Here is a 14208-nt window from a genome sequence, read left to right as displayed (position 1 = left end):
TCAGCTATCCCAGATTGCGCCATAGGCAGGAATGCCGAGGCTTTCCATGTCATGAACGAGTTTGCGGGTCAGTTTCTGGTTGGAGATCACAATCACGGCCTCCGCCCCACTCTCCTGTACTGCTTTCATTGTGAGAGCTGTCAGGTCCGGCTTGCCCTGGGCATCTGTATCCCAAATCACCGGATCCTCTGTGCTGGACATAATCTCATCCACGAAAGCATCGCCGTAGGTTTTACGCGGATTGCGTGTGGACCAAATCACCTTGTTCGGCACTTTGCCTGCAAGCAAATGCGGTACGATAGGTCCAATGCCGGACCCTGTTCCCACGTAGACCACCTTCTTGAACAGCACTTCGATGCGAGCCACACCAGAGGTGGTGATGCCTTTTACCCAAACATGGCTTGGCGGGTTTTCAATAAACTCACCGGTCCAGTCCCCTGCCCGGCTGATTGCGAGGCGATATCCCGGCTCATGCGGGGATGGGATGTTGGCGAAGGCATGGTACTCGCCAAATGGTGTGTGGCTGATGGCGTTGGAGCTGCCCGGGAACGGAGTGTCTCCGTAGTTGAACTTTGCCAGAACCGCATGGTTGGACGGCTTAACAACATCCACCTTCACACGCTTCAGTGTCAACCATGGGGAGACGATGGAAAGCGTGATCAGGCAAAGCATCCAGAAAGCTGGAGTTTCCAGCAGAACGCCACTTGTATCTTGTGTGATGGAGATCGTCTGTGCCCAGAAAAGACCCAGAACAGTCCAGCCCACAAAGCGGTGTACCTTTTCAAAGGTGTTGTGATAGCGCGCCCGGAAACCACCCTGTGCTGTGATGATCAGCAGAACCATCAGCGCAACCATGGCACCGCTCAAAGCAAGCGTCTGGTCAGATGGCAGAGCTGCCCCTTCAACACGATTTGCCACCATCGCGTACAGCAAAAAACCAAACCAGATTGTACCAGATACGGTGCTGCTGGAATGAAGTCCGCCAAAGTGGAACACCTTGCCCGCGCCCCAGCGGATCCAAAGTGGCCAACTGGTTGGAATGCGGGTTGCCAGCCAGAACAGCGCATTCACCACCCGCTGCTGGCGGATTAAGATGCCCAGAGACAGGTTAATCAACGCCATATCTGCAATGGCGCCAAGCGCAAAGCCGGTTTCAGAGAACCAGCGGCCATCCTGCAAGCCTGCAATGAAAACTGCAATGTTGACCACCGCAACGAGCACGACAAGTCGGTTGTATTCCATCAAAGATGGATGGCGAGTTACACGGCGCCAGTTATAGCTGCGCGTTTCGGCAGCTGTTGCTTCAATGGTCATTAATTTAACTCCACACCCTGAGCGTCAATATGGTCTTGTGCCAGCTTCAACAGCAGGCGTTTGTCCAACTTGCCGCGTGGCGTGCGAGGCAGCTCATCCATGGCAAGGATCAGCGTTGGACTGCAATAGTAAGGAAGTTTGTCTTTCACAGACTGAGCGGCATCTTCTGTGCTCACGTTCGCAGGGCTGACAAAGGCCACCAGATTGCGACTATCGAACTTGAGCGTGACGGCCTGATCACAGCCTTCCGTTGCTTCCAATGTGTTAGAAACCCCATCCAACTCCACACGGAAGCCGCGGATTTTCACCAGATCATCAACGCGCCCGAAGTGTTCCAGCTCACCGGTATTGGTCCAGCGACCAAGGTCTTTGGTGCGGAACATCATGTGGCCGGGACGGAATGGGTCCGGACGATACCGATCCAGTGTCAGTTCCGGATTGGCGAGGTAGCCAGCGGTCACACAATCACCACCGGCCCACATCTCACCTTTTTCACCAATGGCAACAGGGCGCAGATTTTCATCCAGAACGTAGACCGTGTTGTTTGGTGTCGGGCGACCGATGGACAGCACTTCCTTGCCCGGATAGTGCGGTTCTGCTGTGTTGATGATGGTGGTCTCAGTCGGGCCACAAGAGTTGTAGAACCGGCAGAAACTGCTCCATGCATCCGCCAGTGGACGCGGGCAAGGCTCACCGGCAACAGCGGCGGTCTGCACTTGCTGGCAACGGGAATGGTCAAGGGAGTTCAAAATGGACGGTGTTGCGATCAACACATCCACTTTCTCTGCTGTCTCCTGAATGCTCTTGCCGCGAATGACGAGCGTTGCACCGTTGGAGATTGCACCAAGAGTTTCCCAGGCCGCCATATCAAAGGCGATGGAGAGAATTTGACCCACCCGCAACCCCGGACGCATACCTAGGTCACCCGGTCCGGTTTGTAGAATGTTACATAGGTTTTTGTGTGTGACCTGAACGCCGTTTGGAACACCTGTGGTGCCAGAGGTGAACAGGATCATGCAAAGGTCATCAGGCTGAGTTTTGTACTGCTCTCCCAATGGTGGCATGGTTGGCAGTGCGTCATCTTCCATCACATCTTCAATGGAAATGAGCGTTTGCCCTTCTGCGACAGGCACCTGCTCGCGCAACTCGCGCAGTGTCAGGATGACTTTCGCGCCCGTGATATTGGCGATGTGGCTCAGCGTCTTTTCCGGAGCAACGCCCACGTGTTGCGGAATGTAAGCAGCGCCAACACGAAGGGCGGCGACAATGCCCACGATCATTGGAATGGAACGGTGTAGGTAGAGACAAACGGCGTCTCCACGCTTTACACCGTGCTGAACCAGCGTGTTGGCCAGCCGATTGGCAGCAATGTTCAATGCACCGTAGCTGATCTCCTCTCCCTGATACTCAGCAGCGATGGCATTTGGCTGTGCAGCCATAAAGTGGTTCATTGCGGAAATGATGGTTGGAAAGCGTGGCGCGGTTTCTGGTCCCCATCCAAATTCCAGAAAACGTTCCTGATCAAAATCGCTCAATGCCGACAGAAGCGGATTGCGTGGTGCAACCCCTGCCAGTTTTGGCATGGCCGGAAACACTGGCCGAATGTCATTTAGATAATCTGCAGCAATATCCCGCATGGCGAGTCCCTCTTATGGTGATAAACACTCATTCTAGATAATGGGAAAAATTCCCATTTGAGTATAACAAGTGTTCAACAAGCAGTAACGAATTCGTAGGATGAAAAATTTTGGTGTAATGATTAGAGAACTGGACAGCACAGGAAACGGAAATGAGTCCCGAGCAAACAGACCCTTTTGAGACTGCCCTCACAGCGCTTCTTGCCCCGCTGGCGAAAGCGATGGTGGCGCGTGGCGTCACAATCGGGCCAGCGACCGAGGCCTTAAAACGCGCCCTGCTGCAAGCCGCACTGGAGGAAACCCCAGGCAAAACGACAGACAGTCGGGTTAGCCTGAAGACCGGAATTCATCGTAAGGATGTCAAGCGGTTACGAACCGACGAAAACGGCGGTTCTCTTAAGAAATCCGTTAATGCCTCTGCGCTCGCCATCAGCTATTGGGCCACCGCGCCGGAGTTTCAAAGCAGTGAAGGAACGCCGCGCGACCTGCCTCGGCACGGGAGTGAAAAGGAACCGGGCTTTGATGAACTTGTGCGTTTGACGCGCGCAGATATGGCGCCGGGAACGGTTCTGGAAGCGCTTATTGAACAAGGTGTCGTTACGGAATTAGATGACGGATTTTATCGTTTATTGACTCATGCCTTACTTCCGGCTGCTGGAAGTGCAGAACAGGTCGCGGCCTATCAGGCGACGCTTTCCACCCATCTGACAGCGGCTACCCACAACTTAATTGCTCCTGAAGGAACCTCCCTCAATTTTGATCGAATCCTGCGCTACTCACATTTATCTGATGAGTCAGTCGAGACGCTGAACAGGCTGACGCAAGAGAAAGCCCAGATGCTTTTGGAAGAAGTCAACGCTCTGGCGAGGGAGATGCAGATGAATGATGCGGAACAGACCGCAAATGGCCGTTTTGCCTTTGGGGCCTACGTCCTTCCAAAAAAGCCGTCCTCTGATGAGGCGGCTGCATGATGGTTTGGAGGCACACACTTTCCGCTCTGATTGCGTCCAGTTTTCTGATTGCTCCAGCTGCAGGACATGCAGAAGAGGAGCGTGAAGGCGGTATTTTGGGGACCGGCATTGTCGGTACAATCACACGCCTTGGCAGTATCATCGTCAACGAGCAGCGGATCACCTTCCCTGCTGATCTGCCGGTGAAAAACGAACTTGGCCCTCTTACTGCCGCGCAGCTGGTGCCGGGTGATACGGTCGCCGTTGTGGCTGATCTGACAGGTGCAAACTGGGAAGCTCAAAGCATCCGCCGCATTTTGCCAATCATTGGTCCAGTCTCAGAAATCAGCTCCGATGAGACCGGCAGAACCTTTGAGATCATGGGAACAGCTGTCCATGTTCCGCTGTCCATTGCGACCACTGTGAAGCAAGGTGATTGGGTCGCGATCAGTGGTCTCTGGCAGGATGAAGATGTGGTCGCAACACGCGTTGAAGTGGTTCCGCCACGCCAGTCCGCCGTGATCATTGGTAGCAACCTTTCCGTCGGCGCCAGTAATGTGCCTCAGATCGGAAACACCCTGATCGCAGGCATCATTCCGCAGCACGTGGAATCTGGTGATGTTATTCGGGTAACCGGTATTCCTGAAGCCGGCAGCATCCGCGCCACTTCTCTGGAAACCGGCATTTTTGACGGCAAAGTTGGCCTGGTTCAGGCGGAAGGCTACCTGTCTCCACCAACCTCCAAGGGCCTCTACACCCTCCTCGGCACCGGCATGGTCGCCTTCACCGACCAACCCGACATGATCGACGAAACCGCCAAAGTCCGCCTCTGCGGCTACGACGGTAAGCTCGGTGGTAACTCCACAGCTGATGCGAGCCCGGAATTGCTTGAGAAGCTGGGCTGTCAGTAAGAGACACAGGAACGCGTTGCATCTGAACTACGCGTTCCTGATCAATATCATATACATGCGTATATCTACCCCATACGGTTGTGCTCGATTAAAATTGCGGGCATTAGCTCTTTATTGCTCTGCGGAGAGCAAATGAGATTAAGCAACTAAATGATGTTGTTGGGGGATTGAGATGATTAGGCAAATTGCTGCAATTGCTTTTTTGCTTGCCGGAACCAGCGTTGCGATGGCTGAAGACCACTCTGGTGATGTTCGTGCAAACAGATCTACGATTGTGAACAGGCACTTTTATTACAATAGTCAATTGTGCAGTTCAGGCCCGATTGCTCAGGTTAAACTCAAAAAAGAACCGAAGCACGGCTCCGTAAAAATTGTTCGAAGCGTTTGGGTACCTGAAAAAGGCAAGTGCAAAGGCAAAAAGTTCAAAGGCGTAGATATTATCTATACGCCAAAGAGAGGTTATCGCGGTCCAGATGAGTTCTCGACTAAGTACTCTATGCCGAAATATGCAAACCGGAGCACGCTGCGCTATCTCCACGATAACTATAAGATGCAAGTGAAATAGAGTTTGGCTCTCTTTTGCTAAAAGCAAAACCCCGGAGTGTTCATCACACTCCGGGGTTTCTTTGTTTCAACTCTGATTCAGCTTAGCTGATTTTGCCGAGCAGGGCGTCCATGGAAGACTTTGCATCACCGTAGTACATGCGAGAGTTTTCCTTGTAGAACAGTGGGTTCTCGATACCGGAGTAACCGGTGCCCTGACCACGCTTGGAGATGAACACGTGCTTGGCTTTCCAGACTTCCAGAACTGGCATGCCAGCGATTGGAGAGTTTGGATCTTCCTGTGCGGCCGGGTTCACGATGTCGTTCGCACCGATGATGATCACAACATCTGTATCCGGGAAGTCATCGTTGATCTCGTCCATTTCCAGAACGATATCGTAAGGTACTTTCGCTTCAGCCAGCAGAACGTTCATGTGACCTGGCAGACGACCTGCAACCGGGTGGATTGCAAAGCGTACGTTTTTACCTTTGTCACGCAGACGCTTGGTCAGCTCAGAAACGGACTGCTGAGCCTGAGCAACAGCCATGCCGTAACCTGGTACGATGACGATGCGGTCAGCTTCAGAAAGCGTTTCTGCAACGAAGTCGGTATCGGTTGGAACCATCTCGCCTTCGATTTCCTGAGCAGGGCCAGAGGTGTTACCAAAGCCACCCAGAATAACGGAGACGAAGTGGCGGTTCATCGCCTTACACATGATGTAAGAGAGAATTGCACCTGAGGAACCAACGAGCGCACCCACAACGATGAGAAGGTCGTTGCCGAGGGAGAAACCAATCGCTGCAGCTGCCCAACCTGAGTAGGAGTTCAGCATGGAAACAACAACAGGCATATCTGCACCACCGATACCCATGATCAAGTGGTAACCGATGAAGAATGCCAGCAGGGTCATCAGGATCAGAGTCCAGATACCTGCGTCGTTGAAGTACATGATGCCCAGAATAATGGAAGCAATCGCAGCACCTGCGTTGAGCGCATGACCGCCCGGCAGCTTGATCGCCTTGGAGTTGAGCTTACCTGCCAGCTTGCCGAATGCAACGACAGAACCAGTGAAGGTCACCGCACCAATGAACACGCCGAGGAAGACTTCTACGCGAAGAATGGAGACTTCAACGCTGGTCTTTTTCGCCAGAACCGCAGCAAAGCCTTCCAGTGCTTTACGTGCAGTGTCGTCCATTGCAAGCACACGGCCCAGCTCGATATCAGCGTTAAAGCCAACGAACACAGCAGCCAGACCAACCAGCGAATGCATCGCAGCAACCAGCTGAGGCATTTCGGTCATCTGCACGCGCTGTGCCACGTAGTAACCGATCACGCCGCCAGCGGCGATCAGGATGACGGAGAGCAGCCAGAGGCCGGAACCCGGACCGATGAGCGTGGCAACAACTGCCAGTGCCATACCCGCGATACCGTACCATACAGCACGCTTAGCGCTTTCCTGACCGGACAGACCACCCAGAGACAGAATGAAGAGAACAGCCGCAACAACATAAGCGGCGGTAGTGAAACCAAATTCCATAGTACCGGCCCCCTTAAGACTTCTGGAACATGGCGAGCATGCGCCGGGTTACGAGGAAGCCACCGAAGATGTTGATACCAGCCATAAAGACTGAAACAGCAGCAAGGAGAATGACAAGCCAGCTGCCAGACCCGATTTGCAACAGTGCACCCAGGATAACGATGGAAGAAATCGCGTTGGTGACAGCCATCAGCGGAGTATGCAGAGAGTGTGCAACACCCCAGATAACCTGGAAGCCAACGAAACAAGCCAGAACAAACACGATGAAGTGCTGCATGAAGCTTGCTGGTGCAACAAGGCCAACGAGCAGCAGCAACGCGCCACCACCAGCAAGCAGAGCAACCTGCTTCTTGGTCTGGTCTTTGAAGGCCGCAACTTCAGCGGCACGGCGTTCTTCCGGCGTCAGCTCTGGTGCTTTTTCCTTCGGTTTTTGGGCAGCAATCGCAGCGATTTTCGGCTTTGGTGGCGGGAAGGTGATTTCCCCGTCCTTGGTTGCCGTTGCACCGCGGATCACATCGTCTTCCATGTCGATGTTGATCTGACCGTCCTTCTCAGGGGTCAAGTCTGTCATCATGTGACGGATGTTGGTTGCGTACAGCGTAGACGACTGCGTTGCCATGCGGGATGGGAAGTCTGTGTAGCCGATCACGGTGATGCCGTTTTCGGTGACGATCTTCTCGTCCATCTTGGTCAGTTTACAGTTGCCGCCCTTTTCAGCAGCGAGGTCGACAATCACGGAACCCGGCTTCATGGACTGGACCATGTCTTCGGTCCAGAGCTCAGGCGCATCGCGGCCTGGGATCAGAGCTGTGGTGATGACGATGTCGACTTCCGGTGCCAGCTCACGGAACTTCGCCAGCTGTGCTTCACGGAATTCCGGTGAAGAAACAGAGGCATAGCCGCCTGTGGCTGCGCCGTCCTGCTGCTCTTCCTCAAAGTCCAGATAAACGAACTCAGCGCCCATGGACTCGACCTGCTCAGCCACTTCCGGGCGAACGTCGAAGGCCAGAGTGATTGCGCCCAGAGATGTGGAAGCACCGATTGCGGCAAGGCCGGCAACGCCAGCGCCGATGACGAGCACTTTGGCTGGTGGCACTTTACCAGCAGCGGTGATCTGACCGGTGAAGAAGCGACCGAAGTTGTTACCCGCTTCAATAACAGCGCGATAACCGGCGATGTTGGCCATGGATGACAGAGCATCCATCTTCTGCGCGCGGGAAATACGCGGCACCATATCCATCGCCAGCACATTCACCTTCTTATCGGCAAACTGCTGAAGGAGCTCACCATTCTGGGCTGGCCAGAAGAAGCTGATGACGGTTTGTCCTTCGTGCGTCAGTTCCAGTTCAGAAGTTTCGGGCGGACGGACTTTGATAACAATGTCTGAGGTTTCCCAGAGCGTTTTTGCGTCTGCGACAACCTTTACATCAGCCTCTGTATAATCTTTGTCAGAGAAGTTTGCAGCTTCACCTGCACCGGATTCAATAGCGCACTCGTATCCCAGCTTTTGCAGCTGTCGGGCGCTGTCCGGCGTCAACGCGACCCGACGTTCCCCGTCAAGGACTTCCTTGGCAGCCCCTATGATCATGTTCTAACCTCTTGCCTGTTAAATAGGTTTCCAGCAGAAATCGCTCGTTACCAACTGTTCCAATCGTTTTTGTTCTCTTTCCCAGCGTAGTGGCTGGTTCCGTTTTTGTGCAATGCACCAAAGGCCCTAAACTTTATCGAACTGACCAAAGGAATCTCTTTGAGCAATCTCGTTCGCAAGGCAGGTTAAGCTCCTTGGCGTAAACTGCAAGTCTCTCCTAAAAACTTCGGAATCCCTTCATCTTTAAAATGGACCCCGTTCAAATCCCAGTAGGGTAAAGCACTATCTGAACGCCAGAATGAAACCTTTACCCAAGTGTTTGAGCTCAAACTAAAGAACGAGGTGGATAAGTGAAATTGAATGAATCTCAATATAGTTCACATATATAAGAGCGATTGTGAGTATAAACCTCGTTTTCGGCAGTTTATTGCGGTTTATACTTGCATTTGCTCTTAAGGTGGGAAGAGGAAAACTGTGCCCAAAGTGGCAGTTTAACTGAAATATATTTATATCTTAGTCTCTAGTAGAAGTTAGATATACCAGTTCATCACTTCGGCGGATGCGACAACCTGACATAGAAGCAACCCTGTGTGTAGCTCACGAACCAGCACGTGCGCACCTGCGTTAATCTGTGCGTTACTTTGCAAGGTTTTGCGTTTTTATGCGTTGCAATGTGAAATTCGGTAGAAAAGGACCTTTAGGAAAGCGGCGTACCCCACCACCACGGTAGGTTCTCACCACTGTATCCTGATAGGCTGCGCTTTGCTGATGATTGTTCTTTGCATATGTGCTAGGGGCGCCCTTCACCAAACTAAAAGACCAACGCTACGGCGCTTCACCGCGCGGGCATAAGTTGGCTTGCTGAGGGGCATAAGACAAATCAGATGATGGATGCTTTACGGTACATCGGAATAATCGCGATTTTCGCTGGAACTATCTATTCGTTTCATAAAATCCGTCAGAGGCCAGAATACGAAGAGCTGAGAAAGCGCAATCTCGCGCGCAGTCTGAATTTCATCTTCCTGCTGCCCGCATTTTGGTACAAGAAGGAGCCAGCACTGAAGCCCGCCTATGTGAAGCTGGCTAAGATTGGTCTTGTTCATGTGTTTGGCGCCCTGTTCGGGATGTTGGGCTATCCCACTCTGCTGGATTTCATCTACTTCTATATGACTGGCCGATTACCTTTATAATCTCTGATCTGAGAAAGAACTTGTCCCCCTCCTCCAAGCTTGTGGCATTCTGTTTGAACGGAATGTGTTCGAAGAATAAGCACTCAGAGATAACTGGCTGCAGGGAGATTACCAAGGAATGAACGCCGCGCTCTATATTGGCATCTTCCTCACCCTCCTCGCCTTCTAGATCTCAGAGAGAAAGACCAAGTCCCCCTCCCCGAGTTCTATGCCATTTTGATCAAGCCGTGGCGGCTGTGATGAGGATTTCTACTTTGAGGCTGTCTAGGGCGAGTTTGCATTCGCCGCAGGCGCGGGCTGGTGGGTTTTGCGGGTCAACCCATGCGTCCCAGACGGAGTTCATCTCGTCAAAGTCAGCAACATCGTTCAGCCAGATGGTGGCTTGCAGGATGCGGGATTTGTTGGATCCGGCTTCTTCCAGCAGTGTTTCGATGTTTGCCAGAATAGCGCGGGTCTGATCGGCGGCGGTTTTGCCGTTGGTGTCGACCTGACCGGAAAGATGCACGATGCCGTTGTAAATGACGGCCTGGCTCATGCGTGGGCCTTTGTTCAGACGGGTAATGTCAGACATGGGGTAGTCCTATGCTTTTACGTAAAACGGTGGGGTGAAAGAGCTGCCACGATCTCCTCCGGCAATTCGGAGGGGCGATTGAGGCAGAGGTCTGCGGTGAGGCGGGAAAGGGCCGGGCTGGTCTGGATGCCATAACCGCCTTGAGCGGCCAGCCAGAAGAAGCCGTCTGCATCTGGCGCAAAGCCGACAACCGGGCTGCGGTCTTCAACAAAGCTGCGCAAGCCTGCCCAACTGTGTTCCACGCGTGTGACGGGGAAGTTGACGGCATTTTCAAACCGATATAGCCCTTCGGCGAGCACCATATCGTCCACGAAGGCGTCATGGGGCTCAACAGGGTCAGCATCAACGGGCGAAACGAGTAGCTTGCCCGCTTCAGGTTTGGCGTAAAACGGTTCCGCTGCGCCTTCAAACAGCGGCCAGTCGCTGCTGTCTACACCCTCTGGCAGAGGCAGAATGGCGGCGGTGCGGCGCTTGGGGGTCAGGCCTATGGTGGTGACACCAGCAAGTTCCGCAATCTTGTCTGCCCACGCGCCAGCGGCGTTGATGAGAACAGGCGCGGTGAACACGCCCTTGGGTGTGGTGACCTGCCAGAGATCATTGACGCGCTCAATTGTTGTTGCTGGCGCGGAGAGCACGATCTCTCCGCCACGGGATTTGAGCAGGCGGGCGTAGCCCTGAAACAGCCGGTCCACGTCGATATCAAAGGCGTTGGGCTCATAAAGGGCGGAGGACACTTTATCCGGATCGAGGATCGGCACCATTTCCAACGCTTGCTTTGCGCTGCGGGTTTCCAGGCCAACGGCATCCTCTTCGAAGGTTTCCAGCTGATCTTCCTGGCCCTCTTCCGCCAACATCAGCAGACCGCGTAAGGAAAGGACAGTGCTGTCGCAAATGCCTTGCGGGTTCATGAGCGTTGGTTCAGAAGCAGTATTGAGCGCGCGGATGACCGCATTGCCATAGTTGCGAATGAAGATCGCGGCAGAGCGCCCGGTGGAGTGATGACCAATCACCTCTTCCATTTCCAGCACAATGGTTTTGGCGTGCTCAGCCAGTTGTGAGGCCGCGCTGATGCCGGCAATGCCGCCGCCGATAACCAGAAAATCGCAGTGCTGTGTCATGGAGAGCCTCACAAAGGGATAAATCAGAAAGCTGATATATCTCCTATTTGGTGAGGCGATGCGAGGAAAAACCGATCTTACGCACCCTTATATTGTCCCTGATACAATTGCCAAGGCCTGCGCACTGCCAGAGGTTAGACCGTCTTGAATATTGGTCAGCCAATTATTTTGAGAGGGAATCTGCGCTGAATTTCCGAATCTCACGGGCTATCAATGTAGCGGAAGGCAGACTGATCATGTTATTTGGTCGACCTATTTATAGAATTTCTCGAAATCTAAGTGCGTATTGGTCGGCAATTTCCAGATGGATTGCAAAGGGTGTTTGATAGTTGATCTGTAAATAATATGAGTGGTCTCTATGCTTTGTGAAGTTATAAGTGATGTATTTAAGCGAATTGGTGCCTAGAGTGGCTTTCATATAGCAATAAATACATAAACAACATAACTCACATAGAAAGACCGCAGTTTATGTGATCTGTGTCATCTTTATTCTATTTAAAATCCGGGATTGTCAGAGGCGCGACCAATTGTCAGTGCCAACACCTAGAATTGATATTTTGGTTGACCTTTTAATGAAATTGGTCAGAAATACCAGCAAGAGATGTTGCCGAGGGGAAGTTCGGTCTCATTTCGTAATTCGGGAATTCCGTACCAGATGCTTCTTGTCTGTGTACTTCAAGGGAGAATTTAGAAGAATGTTCCGCAAGTCTCATTTAATTGGTGCTGTGCTTACATCTGCTCTTATGGTGGGCGCTACTGTTGCAGAAGCAAAGACCTTGAAAGTCAGCCACAACCTGCCGACTGACAATCCGGCACATATCTCTCTGGAGTTCATGGCAAAGCGTGTGAAAGAGCTTTCCGGCGGCGATGTTAAAATGCGCATCTTCGCAAACGCTCAGCTTGGCACACAGCGTGAATCCGTTGAACTGATGCAGAACGGCCTTCTGGACATGGCCCGTTCCAACGCAGCAGAAATGGAAGCCTTTGAAGAGTCTTACTCCGCGTTGACCCTCCCTTACATCTTCGAGAGCGAAGAGCACTATTACAAAGTGCTGACCTCAGATGTTGCTGAAGACGTCTTCATGGCTTCCAAAGACAAAGGCTTTGTTGGTCTTGCCTTCATGGTAGACGGCTCCCGCTCGTTCTACGCAAATAAAGAGATCAACAGCCCAGCTGATCTGAAGGGTATGAAGATCCGCGTGCAGCCATCTCCATCCGCTATCCAGATGGTAGAACTGCTTGGCGGTGCACCAACCCCAATCTCCTTCGGTGAGCTGTACTCTGCTCTGCAGCAGGGCGTGGTTGATGGTGCTGAAAACAACCCGCAGGCTCTGGTGGACGTGCGTCACGGTGAAGTTGCTAAAGTCTACTCCCGCGATGAACACACCATGATTCCAGGCGTTCTGATGATCTCCACCAAAGTGTGGGATGGTCTGGAAGCAGACAGCCAGAAAGCACTGAAAACAGCGGCGCGTGAAATGATGGACTTCCACCGCGACCTTTACAACAAGCAGACCCTTGAAGCGATTGAAGCTGCAAAAACCAAGCTTGAAGTGAAGTTTGTTGAAGTAGAAAAAGGCCCATTCATCAGCGCAGTTCTGCCAATGCATGACGCGCTTGCAGAAAAGTCACCTAAACTGGCTGATCTGGTTGCACGCATCAAAGGCCTTGCAAAATAAGCAAAACACTCTCCGGGCAATAAACTTAAAACCCCGTCTCATCCGAGGCGGGGTTTTTGTGTTCTTGGGGCTCAGTCCGGGTCTACTTTGATGCCCAATCCTTGCAACAACAGGTGTTGTTGGCTAGCGGAGATGACCATGCCGCGGTAGCCGCGCAGGCTGGTGAGGAACATGGCCCCAAGGTTTGCACCTCTCAAATCTGCGTAGGTGAGATCCAGATCGTCGGTCTCAGCGTCAGAAAGCGTGGTGCGTTTCAGGTCTGCGTTGGTGAGGTTGGTGTTGGTCAGATTGCTGCTGGTGAGATCGCAATCGGTCATGATGCACTCTTCCAGGTCCAGATCAGACAGAGTTGCGTAGTTCAGCTGGCAATCGGTGAAGCTCGCCCGTGGTTTGAGCGCATGCTTTCCGGCCACTTTGCCAAAGTCACAGCCTTCCAGGGATGCACCGGTGAGACGGCAGTTCTGGAACGCGATGCAGAACATTTCTGAATACGGAAAGATGGTCAGTCGCAGATCGCAGTTGTGAAACTCCACATCACTCAGGTCGGTATGGCGAAAACAGGAGCCGCCGCGCGTGTCGGCGTAGTAAAAGCCGCAGTTCTCAAACTTGGCTTCCCGCAGATCGCAGCTTTTGAAGGTGCCTGCCGGAAACTGCGTGTCCTTCCAGATGCTCTCGCGCATGTCGATGCCGTTGAACTCACTGCCCGGCTCAAAACTGCAGTTGCGAAACACCACTTCACGCAGGTCCTTCCCCTCCAGCCATGAGGCTTCCAGCTCTGCATTTTCAATTGGTTTACCAGACTGCAAAAGCGCAGAGAATGTTTTGAACGTCAGAGCGTCGGAAATATCTGAGGAGGTCATAGGAGCACCGTGATGAACGAGGAGAAGATCACTCTGCCATGGGCGATGACAGCGTTCAATCCAGCGACTTCAATTTAGCAAGAAAAGACCGGCGTCGCCTTTTGAAATATGGAAGGCTAAGCCGGTTAGGCAATAATTTGTAACAATATGAGTGGTTCATTTCCCAAGCAAACAAACCACCAAGCAGCAAACTTAAGGACCGAATTGCGGCTGAAGGTGTGCCTTCTGTGCCAAGGCTGCCCCCGAAAACCTGTGCTCCCGACGCCTCTTGTTTGCTGAGTTAAATTTACTCAGAATTTTCCGAGGCGA

At 52.6% G+C, this 14208-nt stretch carries 12 protein-coding genes; 5 read left to right on the top strand and 7 right to left on the bottom strand.

The annotated features are described in order from the left end of the window. A complete protein-coding gene (locus tag PSE_RS26195; RefSeq protein ID WP_014290424.1) occupies window positions 1-1314 on the bottom strand; it encodes a membrane protein in 1314 nt (437 codons plus the stop codon). Continuing rightward, window positions 1314-2951: an AMP-binding protein gene (locus PSE_RS26190; protein ID WP_008551189.1), complete on the bottom strand. Its 1638-nt coding sequence runs from the start codon at window positions 2949-2951 to the stop codon at window positions 1314-1316. The genes PSE_RS26195 and PSE_RS26190 overlap by 1 nt, the downstream gene beginning before the upstream one ends. A gap of 152 nt (window positions 2952-3103) precedes the next feature. Between PSE_RS26190 and PSE_RS26185 the strand changes: the two genes are divergently transcribed. The 3 genes from PSE_RS26185 to PSE_RS26175 all read left to right on the top strand — a co-directional run bounded on the left by PSE_RS26185 (window position 3104) and on the right by PSE_RS26175 (window position 5377). Continuing rightward, entirely contained in the window at window positions 3104-3922 is an 819-nt protein-coding gene (locus tag PSE_RS26185) for a DUF6502 family protein (RefSeq protein ID WP_014290423.1), read from the top strand. Further along, complete coding sequence (locus PSE_RS26180) at window positions 3919-4812, top strand: DUF5666 domain-containing protein (RefSeq protein WP_014290422.1); 894 nt, start codon at window positions 3919-3921, stop codon at window positions 4810-4812. Before PSE_RS26185 ends, PSE_RS26180 begins: the two co-directional genes overlap by 4 nt. A 172-nt stretch (window positions 4813-4984) precedes the next feature. Next, complete coding sequence (locus PSE_RS26175; protein ID WP_014290421.1) at window positions 4985-5377, top strand: hypothetical protein; 393 nt, start codon at window positions 4985-4987, stop codon at window positions 5375-5377. 82 nt (window positions 5378-5459) lie between these two features. Here PSE_RS26175 and PSE_RS26170 read toward each other — a convergent pair whose 3' ends face one another. After that, a complete protein-coding gene (locus PSE_RS26170; RefSeq protein WP_014290420.1) occupies window positions 5460-6893 on the bottom strand; it encodes an NAD(P)(+) transhydrogenase (Re/Si-specific) subunit beta in 1434 nt (477 codons plus the stop codon). A 13-nt stretch (window positions 6894-6906) separates the two neighbouring features. Next, window positions 6907-8481 carry a Re/Si-specific NAD(P)(+) transhydrogenase subunit alpha gene (locus PSE_RS26165; protein ID WP_041769250.1) on the bottom strand — a complete coding sequence of 525 codons (1575 nt, stop codon included), beginning with the start codon at window positions 8479-8481 and terminating at the stop codon, window positions 6907-6909. 884 nt (window positions 8482-9365) lie between these two features. Here PSE_RS26165 and PSE_RS26160 point away from each other — a divergent pair. After that, window positions 9366-9671: a hypothetical protein gene (locus PSE_RS26160; RefSeq protein WP_014290417.1), complete on the top strand. Its 306-nt coding sequence runs from the start codon at window positions 9366-9368 to the stop codon at window positions 9669-9671. Window positions 9672-9891: 220 nt separating this feature from the next. Here PSE_RS26160 and PSE_RS26155 read toward each other — a convergent pair whose 3' ends face one another. Further along, a complete protein-coding gene (locus PSE_RS26155; protein WP_014290416.1) occupies window positions 9892-10242 on the bottom strand; it encodes a RidA family protein in 351 nt (116 codons plus the stop codon). A 17-nt stretch (window positions 10243-10259) separates the two neighbouring features. Continuing rightward, window positions 10260-11360, bottom strand: a complete 1101-nt coding sequence (locus PSE_RS26150) for an FAD-binding oxidoreductase (protein WP_041769248.1) — start codon at window positions 11358-11360, stop codon at window positions 10260-10262. A 695-nt stretch (window positions 11361-12055) separates the two neighbouring features. Here PSE_RS26150 and PSE_RS26145 point away from each other — a divergent pair. Beyond that, window positions 12056-13039 (top strand): TRAP transporter substrate-binding protein, encoded by a 984-nt coding sequence (locus tag PSE_RS26145; RefSeq protein ID WP_014290414.1) that lies wholly within the window; start codon window positions 12056-12058, stop codon window positions 13037-13039. A gap of 71 nt (window positions 13040-13110) precedes the next feature. Here PSE_RS26145 and PSE_RS26140 read toward each other — a convergent pair whose 3' ends face one another. Continuing rightward, window positions 13111-13899, bottom strand: coding sequence for a pentapeptide repeat-containing protein (locus tag PSE_RS26140; RefSeq protein WP_014290413.1), 789 nt, complete (start codon window positions 13897-13899; stop codon window positions 13111-13113). Window positions 13900-14208 lie beyond the last annotated feature (309 nt).

Source organism: Pseudovibrio sp. FO-BEG1, assembly GCF_000236645.1.
GTDB lineage: Bacteria > Pseudomonadota > Alphaproteobacteria > Rhizobiales > Stappiaceae > Pseudovibrio.
This window is presented reverse-complemented; position numbering and strand designations above follow the sequence as displayed.